Below are 17050 nucleotides of genomic sequence, written 5' to 3'. Positions count from 1 at the left end.
GAGTTACCCTCTCCTCATCCATGGAATTCGAACGGTGACGCGTGTCCCGCCTTCCGCTTTGTTCTCAATCCTTACACCGCAATCGTCTCCAAATGCGATTCGAATCCGCTCATCAATATTTTTCAAGCCGACCCCTGTTCCTTTGGATTGCCTTTCGCCCTTCATGATCTGATCCAGATACTCGATGTCGATTCCCGGCCCGTTATCTTCCACCATGATGTCCAGCCGGCTGCCGTCTTCGCGTGCGGCTATCGATATCAAGCATGGATCCAACATTTCTTCAAGCGCATATTTGATAGCATTCTCCAGTAAGGGCTGCAGGGTCAGCTTAGGGATTAAGCCGCTCCGAAACTCGCCTGGAACCTGCATGTGAAAGTCAAGCCGTTCTTCAAACCTGACCTTCTGAATCGTAATATAATGCTGAACCAGATCAAGCTCTGCACCGATCGTAATCAAGTCCTGCTTCATACTGATGGAAGAACGAAGCAAGTGCCCCAGAGCCTCAACCATTTGAGATACCTGCTTCTGACCGTTCATCTTAGAGATCCAGTTGATGGACTCCAAGGTATTATAGAGAAAATGCGGATTGATTTGCGCTTGCAGCGAACGGAACTCTGTTTCACGGATAACCAGCTGCTTCGTGTAATTTTCTTTGATCAGCTCTTGAATCCGCACAAGCATCATTCTGTAGCTTCGGTATAGAAGTCCTACTTCGTCCATTTGTATATCCGGGGGGCGTCTTCAATTGATATTCAGAATTTTCCAAATCTCCAATTTGAAGTCCCTTCATGTTCGCAATTAAGATCTCAATCGGACGCGTAATGCTTCTAGCCATCGCCATCCCGAATCCGGCAACGAGAAGAAAGCTGATCACAAACGCCGCGATCATCGCATTTTTCATCAAAATGATATTATGAAAGATCGTTTGAAACGGAATGGTATTAAAATAGGTCCAATCCATATAATCGGAATGAAAATGAGAGACAAAATAGTTCGACCCGTCTTGATTGACAATACGAAACCCCTTTTTTGTGGAAAAATCCAGCTGATAAATTGCAGGATTCAAGCTGACATTACGAGGAAACACGACCTTATTCCCTGCCATAATCAGCATTTCCCCATCTCTCGTAATAGCTTCCCCTGCGTGGCTCTCCACGATTTTCTCCAAATTTACTCTTAGAATCAGTACACCTAGCTCTTGCATATCCAGATTGTTGTAGGAGCGAATTTGTCTTGAGGCAATCAAGCTACTGTCCTCCTCGTCAGGAAACACCCAGCCCAAGCTTCCTGCTTCGGTGTCCGCCGCCTCAAGCACCTGATGCTGCCGCGCAGCTGAGAGCGTTATCAAATTACCGCTGGAATATTGGTCACCCTGCATATCAATAAGGTCTGCGGATACAATGTAGGACTCGGTATTGATGTACTGCACAAGCTTGTCCACTAATCTCTGCCTAGATTGGATCCGGTCGTATTCAGAGGTACTGTTATTCATCACTGTCGATCCTGCTGGATTTGCGTATCTGCCATGACATTGAACGTAATTTTATCCACTTTGCTTAATTCATTTTCAATTAATGTGGAGGAGAGGTTGAGGACCTGGCCCGACTTCTGGTAAATCTGCTCATCGTAAATCGAATAAGCAATTTGCAGGCCGGCGAGAGAAATCGTAGAGGTTAACAGCATACTAACCGAAATCAAGAGAAACAGCTTTGTCTTGATTCGCCACGCCTTCATTTCTATAAATTTGTTTGCTAGCCAGTACCTCATGGGTCACTACACCACTTTCATGCCGAAGTTAGGAATGCAAATGTACATACCTGTTCATTCACGTATATTTACGTTCATTATATCTGGTATTATAGCACATACATGTTGTTAGCTGACTATACAGCTGTCAAAATATGCAAGGATAAACGACTTCGTCGACCTGATTGGACGAGCGCGTTTGTCAAGGTCGATGCGAAGCAAACGTATAAAACTTATACTTTCTTATCTACAAAAAAAGGACATACGCTTTGGCATCTCCTCGAGCCAATTCGTATATCCTTTCTTCCCTTCCAACAGCATATACATGAGAAATTATCGTTTTACCAGATCTTCGCGAATCGGTGTGAACACATCAAGCAACGCAGCATCTTCTAGTGCTGTCACTCCATGCTTGGCCCCGCTAGGTATGTAAATGGATTGTCCCTGCTGTACAACCGTCGCCACTCCGTCAATGCGGAACTCAATTCTGCCTTTTAGACAGTATGACATTTGCTCGTGAACATGGCTGTGCTCGTAGCCCTCGGCACCCGGTTGAAAGTGGACCTCCATCATCATGAGTCCGCCCTCCGCTTTCAAGATGCAACGCTTAACCCCCGGTTCTGCTGCTTCCCACACACCTATATTAGACATGTTTGCTTGCTCCTCTCCAATGGAACTTTAGTTTGTTCCCATTATAGCGGAATCCTTTCAAAAAAAACAAATTTGAACGTAGACAAACGAATTAGAACAGTTCATTCGACTTCAGTGAGCGGATTTAGCACGTTCCTTTCCTTTATCCGCTTCACCGGCATTTTTGTTTGCCGCCTCGCGGTCTTGCCTCATCTCTTCAACGGACTTCAGTTTGAGGCGCGCCGCCCCTTTTTGTAATCTCTGGTCGGAATTAGATCGCCGGAAGCAAGGCGGCTCTTTGCTTCCGCAATGGCGCTTCCGTACTGCGGCAGCCATTTCTCCTGTGCGACGAGCATCTCATCAACCATCTGCCAGATCTCCTTGGGATTGCACACCGCACCTACGAGTGGGTCCATCATAAATGCCTGTCGCAGCAGCATGTCATCGCCGCGCACCGCAGCTTCCACCGCCAACCGCTGTACAGAAATGCTCACGTTGCATACTGCCGCCGGTCCGAGAGGAAGCTCCCCGATTCGCGGCATCGAAATTCCGTTGCGGTCTACATACCCGGGTGCTTCAATAATGGCATCGCTCGGCAAATTGGCAATCACGCCGTGATTCACCACATTGAAATGCCCACGGTATATACGGCCTGTTTCCAAAGCCTCCAGGATATAAGAACCATGCTCATGGCTTCGCTGGTCCTGCTTGTATGTAAGGGCCGGATCTTGGAGCCAGTTCGGAAAATCAGTTTCAAACCAATTGCGTCCTTCCGTGCAAACCCGTAAGTAGCCTCCGGTTTCCCCGTTTATCCAGCTCCCTAAGTCGATCCAATCTGCAATTTCCTCCGGGCGTTTGCGGTACCAGGGCACATATTCACTTAAATGTCCATTGGACTCCGTACTGTAGTAGCCGAAGCGGCGCAGCATGTCAATTCGAACCTTCTCCGTACGGCTGAAATCGGGATGCTTCTCAAAGGCCTCCAGCAATTTACCGGTCATGTCCTCACCCTGATGGCGGATCTGAATATACCAGGTTTGATGATTGATACCGGCGCATATAATATCCACTTCGTCTTGCTTCAGTCCAAACGCTTCTGCGATCTGCCAATGTCCTCCCTGAACGCCATGGCATAAGCCAATCGTTCGAATGCCCCCGTACTGATTGCACGCCCAAGTGAGCATAGCCATCGGGTTGGCATAGTTTAGCAGCAGTACATCAGGTGCGGCTACCTCTCGGATATCATGGCAAATTTGCAGCATTTCTGCGATGCCGCGCTGACCGTACATGATTCCGCCGGCACAGAGCGTGTCTCCGACACATTGGTCAACGCCGTACTTCAGCGGTATATCCACATCCATGGCAAAAGCCTCCAGGCCTCCCACCCGAATGGTACAAATCACATACTTCGCATCCTGAAGCGCTTCCCTCCGGTCGGTCGTCGCTTGAATTTGAATGGACAACCCATTTTCCGTGATATCCCGTTGGCAAAGCTCTCGTACCATTTCGAGATTATGTCCATTAATGTCTGTAAAAGAAACTTGAATATCATGGAACTCAGGAACTGAAAGCAAATCTCTCAGCAGTCCTCTAGTAAATCCAATGCTTCCAGCACCGATAAATGCAACTTTGAATGGCATGCTACTCATCCCTCTCTAACAGCTACTTGGTATCAACCTTACAAGTGCCATTGTAGCAAAGGAGGTTAGGGAAGCGTTATCAAATTCCTCACTTGATTCGATGCATCATGTCAAAAATTCTCACTTTCACTCCAACATCTTATGTGTATTCAAAGATAATCTGTATGCGAGTGGTGTCAAATTCGTATACGCTTTAAACAGCATGTGAAAATATTGACGGCTGCCGATTCCGATATAATCACAAATTTCCGTAATGGGCACATCGGTTTCCAGAAGCAGCATCTTGGCCTTCTCCATACGGATAGAAGTCACGTATTCCATGATTGTAGTTCCCGTCTGTTTTTTAAAAATCCGTTGTAAATAACCAGGGTGAAGGTTAACTGCTGCGGCAACATCTTTAACATGAAGTTCACGGTCATAATTTTGCTGAAGAAACTCAATACTCTGTCTCACATATACCTCCTGCTGGCCAAGGCTGCTACTCCGCCCCTCCTCCCGGAGACGTGAAATGCGAATGAGCAGCTGCGTGATGAGCAGCTGCACCAACGTTTCATTTCGGCCATCCGGCTTATCGAGCTCCAATACAAGGCTCTTGAGCACGTGGTATACCTCATCGGGATCCTTAAGCATCAAGTAGGAGGCTGTTTCATAAAGCAGAGAAGATAGTACAGGATCCTCATCCGCCCATTTCTTCATAGATGGAAAAAATCCCGTCGCTTCCGAAAGCCGGAACTCTACGTTCAGCATTCGGCAAGGCATCCCCTCATCCACCATTAACCGGTGGGGGACGTTCGCATCTAATATGATAAAATCGCCTTTCTTTAAGCTCAAACGAATACAGTTTCCAACATCTATTTGAATATCTACGCCGCAGGTCCCTTGAATTGCATACATAATTTCTGTCGCATCGTGCTGGTGGTACTGCATATGAAATCCGTTCCATTGTTTAAAATAGTACGCAACAACGTGAGGATGACATTCCCGCTCCAGCATAGCCTGTTGAAAAAGCGTACCGCCCATTTTCTTGTCCCTCGTCTCATCGCAATCTCGATACAATTAGCATACTACGAAGGTGTGTCTTTTGTAATGTTCCAGCTATTTCCGCTCTATTGCATCCTGCTTAACACTTTGAAAAGAATGGACAGCATCTCGTCGATTTCCTCCGTTGTTACTGTAAGGGCCGGCATCAAACGGATGGTCGATGGACCAGGTGCATTCACGAGCAGACCTTCTTGAAGACAAGCGGCCACCAGCTCCGCCCCTTTGCTAAACGGTAAATCAAACGCAAGCAACAGACCCTTGCCGCGAATGTGAAGGAGGCCATGCCGGCTTGCAGACTCCTGCAATTTGCCAAGCAAATAATCGCCCATCTCCTGGGCCTGCGTCGATAGATCGCTCTGAATGATCTCACTCACGACTGCATAGCCTGCAGCCATGGCAAGCGGCTGTCCTGAGTATGTGCCGCCCTGGTCCCCCGCTTCAAACAAATCGAACTCTGTCTTGGTCAGCATCGCCGAGAGCGGAAATCCGCCTCCGATTCCTTTGGCTAGTGTCATGATATCCGCTTCTACACCGTAGTGCTCATAGGCAAACAGCTTGCCCGTACGTCCAAGACCGGTTTGAATTTCATCAAAGATAAGCAGAATACCGCGTTCGTCACAAAATCTCCGAAGTTGACGAACATACTCAATATCGGCTTCATGGACGCCGCCCTCCCCTTGGATCAGCTCCAGCATTATGGCGCATGTATTCGAATTTACCACATCCAAGATGGCCGCTAGATCATTGAAAGGCACATGTCGAAACCCAGGTACCTTCGGAGCAAAGAGCAGCTCCCACCGAGCCTTGCCCGTTGCCGACATCATCGCAAGCGTGCGTCCGTGAAAGCTGTTGGTGGTCGTTACGATCTCGTAAGCCCCACCAAGCTTGAGAGCCCCGTATTTTCTGGCGAGCTTAACTGCACTCTCATTGGCCTCTGCGCCGCTGCTGGCGAAAAAAACTTTGTCGTAGCAGGAATGGTCCGTAAGCAGCTTGGCGAACTGAAGCATCGGTTTATTGTAAAAGGCAGGGCTTGTGTTCACCAAGGTCGCTGCCTGCAGGCTGAGGGCCTCTTGCAGAACAGCTGGAGAATGTCCGAGACAAGTAACCGCCCATCCCCCGACAAAATCCAGATATTGGCGTCCGTTCGTGTCCCACACATACATGCCTTCTCCGCGCTCGAGGATCATCTCAGGACGGTTAGCCGTGAATAAAATTGAAGCCTTAGCCATCTTCAGCTCTTCGTTACATTGCAATTGCAATTGGGGATTCATGCCATCACCTCATTCAGATAATGTATGATTATAATTATTCATGTATATTTATACAACTATTTTTTTGAAAATAAAAAATGGAATGGCCTCTACTCGCCATCCCACTGGTCCCTGCTTATTCCAAGTCACTTACGTCTTTTCTTGATCTTCTTGATCGAATGCATGTTCAATATTATCTACAATTTCTTCAACGGCTTGGCTGATCATATCTGTCGCCGTCACATCCTCTTCACCCGGCTTAGTCGGGATCGTATCCTGACATACATGCTCAAAATAGTTGGGCTCGCTCATTGTGATCATCCTTCCATGGCAACTGAAGTCATTTCTTCCATTTATGGTTTGAAGACATACATGATTTTATGCAGGAAGCCAGATACTACTCGAAATTACCTCTTGAAACTTCCGTTTAATTGGAGTAACTTAAACCTATATGAACCTAAATCTACATAATCAAACCTAAAGGAGAGATACTTAATTATGGAAATGGATATTCGACATGCCTCACACCCAAGAGAAGTTAAAGCCTACGACACTACCCGCTTGCGTGAGGAGTTTCTCATCAATACTTTGTTTGCTGCAAATGAAGTAAAGACCGTTTACTCGCACGTGGACCGCTTCATCGTAGGCGGGATCGTACCTGTGGACCGCCCTCTGCAATTGGAAGCTAACAAGAAAGACATGGCGGCTGATTATTTCTTGGAACGCCGTGAGATCGGTATCATCAACATTGGCGGTAAAGGTTCTATAAGTGTAGACGGTACCGTATACAACATGGATACGAAGGACGGCCTTTATATCGGAAAAGGCTCTCAAGAAATTATTTTCTCAAGCGAGAACAGCGCAGAGCCTGCTAAATTTTATTTCAACTCTACCCCGGCACATGCGACACATCCAACGGTCAAAATTGCCATCAGCGAAGCATCTCCGAATCATCTGGGAAGCATCACAAACTCCAACGAGCGCACGATCTACCGCTACATTCATACAGGCGGCGTACAGAGCTGCCAGCTAGTCATGGGCATGACGCTTCTCAAGCCGGGCAATATGTGGAATACGATGCCTTCCCATACGCATAACCGCCGTTCCGAGGTTTACTTGTACTTCGACATGCCGGAAGATGGCGTAGTCTTCCATATGATGGGTGAGCCGCAAGAGACCCGCCATATCGTGATGCGCAACGAACAGGCTGTCATTTCCCCAAGCTGGTCCATTCACAGCGGTGTAGGAACAAGCAACTATACGTTCATTTGGGGCATGGCCGGCGAAAATCAAATCTTCGAGGATATGGACCCCGTAGCCATGAAGGATTTAAAATAATCGGTAAAAAACTTCTTTAGAAACGGATGAATACCGATGAATCCACTACGCAGATATGAAATCATTATGGAAGCGCTGCTGGCGCAGCAGGAAGTAACGGTAAACGAGCTGAGCGAACAGCTGGAGGTTACCGGGAAGACCATCCGCGAAGACTTGGCGAAGCTGGAGGAAAAAGGGCTGCTGGTCCGCATTCATGGCGGAGCGATGCTCGCTCAGAGTGATCAGCACGGCATCCTATCCTCTAAAGAGCCGATTATCAAGCATGCGGATGAAAAAGTGGAAATCGCGGAGCTGGCGTTGAAGCATATCCAGCCCCGCGATATCATCGCCTTGGACGGCGGCAGCACGACCCTTGAGATTGCGCGGAGATTGGAGAATCAACCGTTAACGGTTGTCACCAACGATGTATACATCATCTCCGAGCTTGTCCGCAAGGACGAAATCCGCCTTGTCGTGCCCGGCGGCACACGAATTCGCAACATGCTCGCCGGCCCGGAGGCTTCTGAATACGTCAGCAAGCTGAACATTCAGAAGTCCTTCATTTCCGCGACAGGCGTGCATCTTCAATATGGTTTTACCATCTACACCAGTGAGCTGGTTGAATATAAACGGGCTTTAATCAACTCCAGCCATACCGTATACGGCGTGGTTGACCACTATAAATTCGGACAATGCGCCTTGCGAACGTTCGCGGAGTTATCAGAAATCTCTATGATTATTACGGATCGTCAGCTTCCATCCGAGACGGCCGAACAGTTCCGCGATAAGGGCATTCAATTGGAATACGAATAAGAACATGCTGGGGGATATGAACATGAGTTTATTTGATTTATCGGGCAAAACCGCTGTCGTCACCGGCGCTTCAGGCGGATTAGGCCAAGCGATGGCTATCGGGCTAGCTGAAGCAGGTGCGCAGGTTGTAGCGGTCTCTTCCTCGGAAAGCGTTCAAACTGTCGAAGCCATTCGTGCGTTGGGCTGCAAAGCCGAGCTCATCGCCGCCGACCTGAGCAAAGAGGAGATTTTGGAGGATGTCGTGAAGCAAGCGGCCGGTTTTTACGGCGGCATCGATATCTTAGTTAACAATGCCGGTATTATCCGCCGGAATCCTGCAGCTGACCACAGCCGTCAGGATTGGCATGATGTGATCGACCTGAACCTGAACTCCGCTTTCTTCCTGTGCCAGCTGGCAGGGCGCCACATGATTGAACGCGGCAGCGGTAAAATTATTAATATCGCCTCCATGCTCACGTACCAAGGCGGTATTAACGTGCCTGGCTACACAGCGAGCAAGCATGCCATTGCAGGGATCACGAAAGCTCTTGCCAACGAGTGGGCCAGCAAAGGTGTACAAATCAATGCCATTGCACCTGGCTATATGACTACGAATAATACGGCGCCTATCTTGAAGGACGAGAAGCGCACTCAATCCATTACTGAGCGCATTCCGGCAGGACGTTGGGGCTCACCTGACGACCTGAAAGGTCCTGTCGTCTTCCTTGCTTCGTCGGCATCCGATTATATGAACGGACACGTGCTGTGCGTGGACGGCGGATGGATGGCGAGATAGATGGGACTTGGCACTCTAGCGCATACCGTTGGCAGACTGCCTCTCGCAGAACTCACCGCCAAGCTTAGCGGCCGAGGTGTAGACTTTGTACAGCTTGCGCTTAGCAAAGCGATCAGCGATATCGATACCGGCTTGGGAAGGCTTAGTCCCGCCCTAGCCAACCATATCGGCGAGCAGTTCCACCGCGCCGGAATCCGGATCGGCGTTCTGGGCTGCTATATCAACCCGGTTCACCCAGATCCGCAGCAGCGAAGACTTGAAATCGACAGATTTAAAGAGCACATTCGTTATGCGCGGGATTTCGGCACGTCGATCGTGGCAACAGAAACCGGCGATCTGAAGACTTATATAGGTGTGGACGAGCAAAAGTATGAGGAAATCGGTTGGAGGATCCTTCGCGAGACCGTCGAAGAACTGGCAGAGGAAGCGGATAAGCGAGGCGTTTTTATCGGACTGGAGCCGGTATACACCCATACGCTATCCAGTACAGAGAAAATGGTCCGCATCCTTGAAGAAGTGCCGACGGGCAATTTGGGCGTCGTATTCGACCCGGTAAATCTCCTTCCACCTTCATCGATGGAGAATCAGGATGAGTTTCTGGATGAAGCCTTTGCCGCATTCGGCAGCCGCATTGTACTGGCTCACCTGAAGGATGTCCGTCTGCATGACGGCAAGCTGGAACAGGTTCGTTCCGGGTTAGGTCAATTTCAGACTTCATCTTTCCTGGAAAAGCTGCATCTGCAGAAGCCGCTGATTGATATTTCGCTAGAGCAGCTCACCGATGAAACATTGGATGAAACGTTCCGTTATGTACGCGGTTTGATGCACGCATAAACAAATAAGCCATCCCTTTCTTTTCGTAGGGATGGCTTGAGTTTGTTGATAAAGACGGTCCATTGCGAACTTCAGTAGCTTTTCTCCGATTACTGTTGACATTTTGTTATTCGATTGAAATAAAAGCTTCTAAGGTGATAACAAAACTGTCAAAGGCAACCGCTACACTTCTCCGAAAACTACTGAGCCCTCCATTACACTTTATCAACAATATGAATCCATCCCTTTCTTTTCGTAGGGATGGATTCTTTGTTTATGCTTACTTTGTTTTAGACTGAAGCAGCTCAACAAGCTGCTGACCGACGTTGTGATCGCCGCCCTGGAAGCCTCCGCCCTGCGGCCTTCCCTGGCCTCGCTGCGACTGGCCTCCGGAGCCGCTTTGTCCGCTGCTCTGGCCATCGGCAGGCGCAGCTGGCGATGCCGCCGGCGTCCCTTCGGTGCCCGGTGATGGTGCAGGTCGGCCTGCACGCTTTCCGCCGTTTGTGCCCGCTTGTGCATTGGAGTCTGCATTGCCATTCGTATTGACATTGCTTCTTTCATCGCCGCTGCCACCGCCATTGCCTTGGCCGCCGCCCTGCCTCATCGGTCTTTTGGATGCCGCATCTTGTAGATATGTTTTCTGCGCATCCGTTAGGCTGCCGGTAAGCTTGGTCTGGTTATCGGAAGTAAGCTCCTTATTTGAAACGGCTTCCTGCACGATTGGCAGCATCTGATCCGCCTGCTCCTTTGTAATCGCAAGACCATCCTGTTTATCCATCATGATCAGTGACTGGAAGGTCATCATCATTTGAAACTGCTTTTGATTGGCGCCGCCCTTGGCTCCCTGCTGAGCCTGCGCTCCATTCTGCGCCGTCCCAGCTTGTTTATCCTGCATCTGTGTCTGCGATTGCGCTTGTCCCGCTGCCGGATCAGCCTTCGTACCCGACGCACAGCCGCTAAGCAGCAGGCTCACAAGCAATATGCTGCCGTACAATTGTTTGCGTCTCATTGAAGCTTTCTTTTTCTGTATAAGTGTAAGCTCTCCAGTCATTTCTCCACTCCGCCTTTCCGATTGCAGTGATTGGTGTACAAGTATGTACAAGAACCATCCTAGCAGGCAAATGTGAACAGAGCTGAAAAGCAAGCTTAATCCCACATAAATTTTTGCTTAAAATGAATGAGGTTACAGCTGCAGGAAAAATTGAACCGCCTTATCATCAAAGCCCGGCAAATGCTCATGACCAAAATCAGGAAACACCTCAAGTTTCTTAGGTGCTTTAATTTTATTATAAGCTGCAAACTGAGTGGACGGCGGACAGATCGTGTCGCTTAAGCCGACAGCCATCATCACCTCGCCTTGGATACGGCCGGCTAAATGCTGAATATCGATATAACCTAGACGATAGAAGGTCTCCTGCTCCCGCTCATGCTGGGGGTCGTGCCTGCGAAAATAGTTTTTCAGCTCCGCATAAGCGTCCTTAGCCAAATCCATCTCCCACACTCGCAAGTAATCACTTAAGAACGGATATACAGGTGCTAAGCGTTTAATTCTCGGCTCCAAGGCCGCACAAGCAATCGTGATCGCTCCTCCTTGAGAACCGCCCATTGCGCCGACCCGATTCGGATCAACCTCCGGCATCCCCATTGCAAGGGAGGCAAGCTGTGCCGCATCCAGGAAGATATGACGGAACAGCAATTGATCAGGTGCATCATCCAATCCCCTAATGATATGTCCGTTTAATGTCGTCCCCTTCACGCCGCCTGTATCTTCCGATTGTCCACCCTGCCCTCGGCAGTCCATGGAGAATACAGAAAACCCAAGTGAGACATACGCCAGCTTGCTGCTCAATCACCTGAATCCCCGGAGTAACCATGAAATTGGACAATAGCCGGATGCGGTCCTTCAGCAAACTTCGGACGCAAATATTTGGCGTGAATACGTGCACCGCGTACACCTGTAAAGTACAACTCAAAGCAGTCTGCATAAGGTACTTGAAAAGCGCTCGGCCGCAGCTCCAGCTGTGGATCGACGCCCTTCATTTCGGCTATCGCACGCTCCCAGTAAGCATCAAAATCATCGGGACGCGGGTTGCGTCCTTCATAAGCAAGCAGCTGCTCCATGGGCATATCAACTAAAGGCATAATAGTTCCTCTTTTCTACAAAAAATCGATTCCATGATAAAAATAACGGCTGTAATCAGGTTGAATACCATTAATAAGCGCTTTTGAGAAATTTTCGTTTGGCTCCTTAAGCTCCAAGCGGTTTCCGCGCAAGGAGATATATTCAACAGACCATTCGCTCCCTGCATCTTTAGAGCGGCTTAGATGGAAAACTGGCTTGCGCTGCTCCATTTTCGCCATAAATGAAGTCAGTTCCGTAATACCCAAGCCCTCTGCTACCGCCTTGTCTATGCATTCCATAACGACCGCATTACCGGCACCACTCGTTGTCAGCGTCCACCGATCCTCATGCTCTTCCCTTTTAAACGGCTGTTCGATATGAACAGCAAGGAATATATTACCATAGCTTCCGTATAAACTTCCTGCTGCCTCCAGCCAGTCTCCCTTTGGCAAACAGCCGACAACTTGCCCACGATACGTAGCCGGTGCTGTAAATAAAGCCGCAGCACAATTTTGATAATACAGAACCTCAGTAAATCCGCTTTGGTGCCTCAGATCCTCGGGGGCATTCATCTCAGCCGCCAGGAAGAAGTACGCCCGATTCACGCTTCGGTCGCCTAATAATGGAAAGGTAACACTAAAACGATGCTGCTCATTATCAAATTCTTCGGCGCGCTCCCAAATCCCTCCAACCGCATAATCCCTTGTCAGATATACATAGCTGTGCAGAGGCTCTCCTGCTTCAGCAGCCGGACGCGGTACTTTGCACTTAATCTCCACAGGTTCTGTTCGATGCAAAGCCAGTTCCCTCGCCGATTGCGGCGCTTCATAAAAGAGGAACCCGGCAAACTCCGTGCGAGGCATTTCCTCGGGGAGCTCGAAATCTCCGAACTGTACGTAGTCCATCAATACGTTCTGGTCCTTTGGCAAATCGTGCCACCACGCTCTCGAATGAGCCCCTACCCATGCGCCGCGCAGATAGTAAGTTGCTCTCACATCCCACAGATAGTCGAGCATACGTGTCAAAGCTGTTCGAATCACGGAATCCTCCGTCAGCTCCCAAGCACAGGTGAATGCCTGGACCCAATGCCAGAACCACGGCAAGCAGCCGTATTCCGACATACCAACTTGGGAAAGCCGCGCCAACGTATCCTGCAGGCTTTGTTGTCCGTCTTCAAGCAGCTCACGGTCGTCGAACAGCTGACCAAATAGTAACTTTGCAGCTGTATATTTTGCTTCATGATGGTGATAATGCTCCATCCTCTTCCGGTAAAAGTTGCTCTGATAGACATATTGCAGCCCCTGCTCGAATGCCCCTCGCAAGACATCGTGAAAACCGGTGCCATACCTTTTATAAAAATAGACCATTAAACTTCCCATAAGCTCGACGGGCAGCGTGTTCTTCGGCGCCTCCTTGGGAATGGGATCCAGATGGAGCGGCCAATGTCCGAATGTCGGACTCGACGGATTCCGATCCTGAAGTTTAAAGATCTCTAGCATCATTTTAGCGGCTTTGTCCTTAGCTGCCTCTCGATCGAATGCTACTTCGATCTCCTTGTCCTCGGCAGCTGCATATAAATAGGAAGCGTAATAAAAGTTGTCGCGGATGTCGTTGTGAAACCAGAGTCCGCTTTCTAATACAGGTAGTTGAAACGCTTTATGAGCAATCTTGTGCATAAGCTCTTGTCGTCTTTCTGTGTATGCAGTTATGATCTTTCTCTCCCTCCGATCCGTTTCAATTCCCGGAATTGAAACGTTTAAATCCATAGTAAAACGAGAGTGGCGAAGCCGTCAACATGTACACAAATCATCATTCCCAAAAAATAGTTCTTGAAAGTATTGGCAAGTTCTTATAAAATATTTTACCGTCGGTTAAATTGATAGATTGATATCATGTACGTTTATTCGGGAGGGATGGAAGCTGATCCAGATTGTTGATTTACAAAAGATATATGACCATGTTCCTGGACAAATCCCAGCCATTTCACATATTAACTTGAACATTGATCAAGGCGAGATTTTCGGTATTATCGGACACTCCGGCGCCGGCAAAAGCACACTGCTTCGCTGTATCAATCTCCTGGAGCGGCCTACCTCGGGAAGTGTAAGCATCGGCGGGCAAGAAATGACGGCGCTAGATTCGCGCCAGCTTCAGGTTAAAAGGCGTAAGATCGGGATGATTTTTCAGCACTTCAACCTTCTGACCTCCGCTACAGTCGCGGAGAATATCGCCTTTCCGCTGCGGCTCTCCGGGCTGTCGAAAGCACAAATTCAGTCGCGCATCGATGAGCTGCTGGAATTGGTCGGACTTCAAGATCACGCCCATAAATATCCATCCCAGCTCTCCGGCGGACAAAAGCAGCGTGTAGGCATCGCCCGTGCGCTTGCCAATCATCCTGATATTCTACTCTGTGATGAGGCTACCTCTGCACTTGACCCGCAGACAACACATGCCATTCTTAATCTGCTGCTTGATATTAATCGCAAGCTCGGGATTACGATTGTGCTGATTACCCATGAAATGCAGGTGATTCGGGCGATTTGCGACCGGGTTGCCGTAATGGAGAAAGGCCGTATTGTAGAGATGGGACAAGTACTCGAGGTATTTCTCAAGCCGCAGCATGCCGTCACGAAGGAATTTATCGGTCAGCTGTCCGATATGGATGCTGGCAGTGAGCAGCCTGAGGCAGCGTCGAAAGCCTCTACTGGAACCCGAGTGCGAATTACCTACATCGGAAGCAAGACATACGAGCCTATCCTGTTTGAAACTGTCAAAGCGACTCAAGTATCCTTTGTCATTTTGCAAGGTACCATTTCTTCCATGAAGCATATACCCTACGGACAGCTCGTTGTTGAATTAAAAGGCGATGCCCAGGAAGTCGATTCCGTCATTGCCGAGCTGAGACAAAAAGGAATCGACGTGGAGGTGATGTCAGCATGACATGGCAGATCGAGTGGAGCGAAATCGGCAAAGCAACGAGTGATACTTTGATCATGCTCGGCTGGTCCACCCTTTTCACCGTCATCATTGGCTTGGCGCTAGGTATTATCCTGTTCCTGACGGCCAAAGGCCAGCTCTTGCAAAACAAGCCGCTGTATGCCGTACTTTCGCTTGTGGTCAATATTCTGCGTTCCGTACCTTTTGTGATCCTCATGATCAGTGTATTCCCGCTGACCAAGCTGCTGGTACACACGACCATCGGTGTCAAAGGAGCCATCCCGCCGCTTGTCATTGCTGCAGCTCCCTTTCTCGCCCGATTAGTGGAATCGGCTTTACGCGAAATCGACGGCGGCGTGATCGAAGCCGCACAGTCCATGGGAGCAACCCCATGGCAAATCGTCTGGCGTGTACTGCTGCCTGAGGCTCGTCCGGCGCTACTGTCTGCTGTCACCGTAACCGCCGTAACCTTGTTATCCTATTCGGCGATGTCCGGTGTTGTAGGCGGAGGCGGATTAGGCGACTTGGCCCTTCGATACGGATACATGCGTTTCCGTACAGACATTATGATAGTGACCGTTGTCTTCCTGGTCATCATGGTACAGCTTCTGCAAACGGTTGGCGACCGCCTGGTGCGCCGCTTCAACCGCAAGTAGAGTTTATTTTATAGAAAAACTAGAGAAACCAATCAGGAGGGAAAGAACACCATGAAAAAACTGTCTGTAACACTCCTCGCAGGTGTCATGATGCTAACCATGGCAGCGTGCGGGCAAAAGCAAGAAACCCCGTCGGCATCGCCGGCAGCAACTGCTGCTGCAACAGCAGCCGCAGCTAAAGAAGTCACATTGAAAGTCGGCGCGTCTTCAGTGCCGCACGCAGAGATTTTGAAATCCATCCAGCCTGCTCTTCAAGCAGAGGGCGTTAAGCTGGAAATCGTTGAATTCAACGATTACGTGCAGCCGAATGTGCAAGTATTCGAAAAGCAGCTGGATGCCAACTTCTTTCAGCATCAGCCTTACTTAGACCAATTCAACAAAGAAAAAGGCGAAAACCTGGTCAAAGTAACCGGCGTACACATTGAGCCGTTCGGCGCATACTCCCACAAGATTAAATCGGTTGACGAGCTGAAAGACGGCGCATCTGTCGCTATTCCGAACGACCCATCCAATGCAGGTAGAGCCCTAGCCCTCATGGAGAAAAATAGCCTCATCAAGCTGAAAGATGGCGTAGGCCTCAGCGGAACAATCGCCGATATTACGGAAAACAAGAAAAACCTGCAAATCAAAGAAATGGATCCCGCTATGCTGCCACGTACCATTGATGAATTCGATCTGGCTTTGATCAACACCAACTACGCGCTTCAAGCGAACCTGATGCCGACGAAAGACGCTCTGTTCATCGAGGACAAAGAATCTCCTTATGTGAACATTCTGGTCTCCCGTCCGGATAACAAAGACTCCGAGGCGATGCAAAAGCTGGCAAAAGCATTGAATTCACCTGATGTGAAGAAATTTATCGAAGATAAATATAAAGGCGCGATTGTGCCTGCGTTTTAATCCGAAAGAATCTACCTAAGTTTAGGAGCAGATTCTAGTAAAAACAGCGGTTGCTCCGACTACGAAATAATAGTCGGGACAGCCGCTGTTTTTTTGAATTAGTGTTCTTAATTAACCACCAGATCATGTGTAATTATTCAGAAGTTACTGCCTAACCATTACTGCCTCATCTAGAACATTGCCTAGATTTCCTCCATGCTTGCCACAATAGTAAGCATATACTAGCTATAAACCAAATAACAAAGTCTTCGCTCTTAAAATAATTCAAAAAATTATTTATCGATTGAGTTGGGTTAACAATGAATTTGTAGATGGTATCTACAGCTGCCCAACTCAACAAAAGGATAATAATTACAGGAATGATTTTATTAAAAGTCACCTTATAAATAGCTTCTAATCGTTTCAACGGT

16 protein-coding genes and 2 pseudogenes are annotated in these 17050 nt (G+C 48.7%); 7 read left to right on the top strand and 11 right to left on the bottom strand.

All coding sequences use genetic code 11. The features are described 5' to 3' along the window. Window positions 1-3: 3 nt before the first annotated feature. The 8 genes and pseudogenes from L0M14_RS07600 to L0M14_RS07565 form a co-directional block, all read right to left on the bottom strand. Window positions 4-675, bottom strand: a complete 672-nt coding sequence (locus L0M14_RS07600) for a sensor histidine kinase (protein WP_235121568.1) — start codon at window positions 673-675, stop codon at window positions 4-6. Beyond that, on the bottom strand, window positions 620-1492 hold the full coding sequence (locus L0M14_RS07595) for a sensor histidine kinase (protein WP_235121567.1): 873 nt from the start codon (window positions 1490-1492) through the stop codon (window positions 620-622). Before L0M14_RS07595 ends, L0M14_RS07600 begins: the two co-directional genes overlap by 56 nt. Continuing rightward, a complete protein-coding gene (locus tag L0M14_RS07590) occupies window positions 1492-1767 on the bottom strand; it encodes a hypothetical protein (protein ID WP_235121566.1) in 276 nt (91 codons plus the stop codon). The genes L0M14_RS07595 and L0M14_RS07590 overlap by 1 nt, the downstream gene beginning before the upstream one ends. Before the next feature lie 312 nt (window positions 1768-2079). Then, entirely contained in the window at window positions 2080-2397 is a 318-nt protein-coding gene (locus L0M14_RS07585) for a cupin domain-containing protein (protein WP_235121565.1), read from the bottom strand. 111 nt (window positions 2398-2508) lie between these two features. Continuing rightward, window positions 2509-4016, bottom strand: a pseudogene (gene melA / locus L0M14_RS07580) (alpha-galactosidase). A gap of 126 nt (window positions 4017-4142) precedes the next feature. After that, window positions 4143-5036 (bottom strand): AraC family transcriptional regulator, encoded by an 894-nt coding sequence (locus tag L0M14_RS07575; RefSeq protein ID WP_235121564.1) that lies wholly within the window; start codon window positions 5034-5036, stop codon window positions 4143-4145. Between the two features lie 86 nt (window positions 5037-5122). Beyond that, window positions 5123-6328, bottom strand: coding sequence for an aspartate aminotransferase family protein (locus L0M14_RS07570; protein ID WP_235121563.1), 1206 nt, complete (start codon window positions 6326-6328; stop codon window positions 5123-5125). Between the two features lie 129 nt (window positions 6329-6457). Then, a complete protein-coding gene (locus L0M14_RS07565; protein WP_235121562.1) occupies window positions 6458-6619 on the bottom strand; it encodes a hypothetical protein in 162 nt (53 codons plus the stop codon). Window positions 6620-6811: 192 nt separating this feature from the next. Between L0M14_RS07565 and kduI the strand changes: the two genes are divergently transcribed. The 4 genes from kduI to L0M14_RS07545 are packed head-to-tail and all read left to right on the top strand — an operon-like array spanning window position 6812 to window position 10046. Further along, window positions 6812-7645 (top strand): 5-dehydro-4-deoxy-D-glucuronate isomerase, encoded by an 834-nt coding sequence (gene kduI, locus L0M14_RS07560; RefSeq protein ID WP_235122846.1) that lies wholly within the window; start codon window positions 6812-6814, stop codon window positions 7643-7645. A 36-nt stretch (window positions 7646-7681) separates the two neighbouring features. After that, on the top strand, window positions 7682-8437 hold the full coding sequence (locus L0M14_RS07555) for a DeoR/GlpR family DNA-binding transcription regulator (protein WP_235121561.1): 756 nt from the start codon (window positions 7682-7684) through the stop codon (window positions 8435-8437). A gap of 22 nt (window positions 8438-8459) precedes the next feature. After that, on the top strand, window positions 8460-9212 hold the full coding sequence (gene kduD / locus L0M14_RS07550; protein ID WP_235121560.1) for a 2-dehydro-3-deoxy-D-gluconate 5-dehydrogenase KduD: 753 nt from the start codon (window positions 8460-8462) through the stop codon (window positions 9210-9212). Continuing rightward, window positions 9213-10046: a sugar phosphate isomerase/epimerase family protein gene (locus tag L0M14_RS07545; RefSeq protein WP_235121559.1), complete on the top strand. Its 834-nt coding sequence runs from the start codon at window positions 9213-9215 to the stop codon at window positions 10044-10046. Window positions 10047-10305: 259 nt separating this feature from the next. Here the strand turns inward: L0M14_RS07545 and L0M14_RS07540 are convergent, their stop codons facing one another. The 3 genes and pseudogenes from L0M14_RS07540 to L0M14_RS07530 form a co-directional block, all read right to left on the bottom strand. Further along, window positions 10306-11076 (bottom strand): hypothetical protein, encoded by a 771-nt coding sequence (locus L0M14_RS07540; protein WP_235121558.1) that lies wholly within the window; start codon window positions 11074-11076, stop codon window positions 10306-10308. A gap of 132 nt (window positions 11077-11208) precedes the next feature. After that, window positions 11209-12167: pseudogene (locus L0M14_RS07535) on the bottom strand (acetylxylan esterase). Between the two features lie 15 nt (window positions 12168-12182). Continuing rightward, window positions 12183-13823, bottom strand: coding sequence for a hypothetical protein (locus L0M14_RS07530; RefSeq protein WP_235121557.1), 1641 nt, complete (start codon window positions 13821-13823; stop codon window positions 12183-12185). Between the two features lie 244 nt (window positions 13824-14067). On the opposite strand from L0M14_RS07530, the gene L0M14_RS07525 reads away from it, so the two are divergent. Genes L0M14_RS07525 through L0M14_RS07515 form a run of 3 tightly spaced genes read left to right on the top strand, consistent with a single transcriptional unit; the run spans window position 14068 to window position 16640 of the window. Further along, window positions 14068-15087 (top strand): methionine ABC transporter ATP-binding protein, encoded by a 1020-nt coding sequence (locus L0M14_RS07525; RefSeq protein WP_235122845.1) that lies wholly within the window; start codon window positions 14068-14070, stop codon window positions 15085-15087. Then, window positions 15084-15740 carry a methionine ABC transporter permease gene (locus tag L0M14_RS07520; RefSeq protein ID WP_235121556.1) on the top strand — a complete coding sequence of 219 codons (657 nt, stop codon included), beginning with the start codon at window positions 15084-15086 and terminating at the stop codon, window positions 15738-15740. The genes L0M14_RS07525 and L0M14_RS07520 overlap by 4 nt, the downstream gene beginning before the upstream one ends. A 51-nt stretch (window positions 15741-15791) precedes the next feature. Continuing rightward, on the top strand, window positions 15792-16640 hold the full coding sequence (locus L0M14_RS07515) for a MetQ/NlpA family ABC transporter substrate-binding protein (RefSeq protein ID WP_235121555.1): 849 nt from the start codon (window positions 15792-15794) through the stop codon (window positions 16638-16640). Window positions 16641-17050: the final 410 nt, after the last annotated feature.

This window comes from Paenibacillus hexagrammi, assembly GCF_021513275.1.
Taxonomy (GTDB): Bacteria; Bacillota; Bacilli; order Paenibacillales; family NBRC-103111; genus Paenibacillus_E; species Paenibacillus_E hexagrammi.
Note: the sequence above shows the minus strand (reverse complement) of the source record. Positions and strands in the feature narration are given on the sequence as shown.

Excerpts from the sequence above, each read along its gene's own strand:
- L0M14_RS07595 (WP_235121567.1), bottom strand. The coding sequence starts at position 1,492 with ATGAATAACAGTACCTCTGAATACGACCGGATCCAATCTAGGCAGAGA.
- L0M14_RS07555 (WP_235121561.1), top strand. The coding sequence starts at position 7,682 with ATGAATCCACTACGCAGATATGAAATCATTATGGAAGCGCTGCTGGCG.
- L0M14_RS07565 (WP_235121562.1), bottom strand. The coding sequence starts at position 6,619 with ATGAGCGAGCCCAACTATTTTGAGCATGTATGTCAGGATACGATCCCG.
- L0M14_RS07540 (WP_235121558.1), bottom strand. The coding sequence starts at position 11,076 with ATGACTGGAGAGCTTACACTTATACAGAAAAAGAAAGCTTCAATGAGA.
- L0M14_RS07590 (WP_235121566.1), bottom strand. The coding sequence starts at position 1,767 with ATGAGGTACTGGCTAGCAAACAAATTTATAGAAATGAAGGCGTGGCGA.
- L0M14_RS07575 (WP_235121564.1), bottom strand. The coding sequence starts at position 5,036 with ATGGGCGGTACGCTTTTTCAACAGGCTATGCTGGAGCGGGAATGTCAT.
- L0M14_RS07545 (WP_235121559.1), top strand. The coding sequence starts at position 9,213 with ATGGGACTTGGCACTCTAGCGCATACCGTTGGCAGACTGCCTCTCGCA.
- L0M14_RS07570 (WP_235121563.1), bottom strand. The coding sequence starts at position 6,328 with ATGAATCCCCAATTGCAATTGCAATGTAACGAAGAGCTGAAGATGGCT.
- L0M14_RS07585 (WP_235121565.1), bottom strand. The coding sequence starts at position 2,397 with ATGTCTAATATAGGTGTGTGGGAAGCAGCAGAACCGGGGGTTAAGCGT.
- L0M14_RS07530 (WP_235121557.1), bottom strand. The coding sequence starts at position 13,823 with ATGCACAAGATTGCTCATAAAGCGTTTCAACTACCTGTATTAGAAAGC.
- L0M14_RS07515 (WP_235121555.1), top strand. The coding sequence starts at position 15,792 with ATGAAAAAACTGTCTGTAACACTCCTCGCAGGTGTCATGATGCTAACC.
- kduD (WP_235121560.1), top strand. The coding sequence starts at position 8,460 with ATGAGTTTATTTGATTTATCGGGCAAAACCGCTGTCGTCACCGGCGCT.
- kduI (WP_235122846.1), top strand. The coding sequence starts at position 6,812 with ATGGATATTCGACATGCCTCACACCCAAGAGAAGTTAAAGCCTACGAC.
- L0M14_RS07520 (WP_235121556.1), top strand. The coding sequence starts at position 15,084 with ATGACATGGCAGATCGAGTGGAGCGAAATCGGCAAAGCAACGAGTGAT.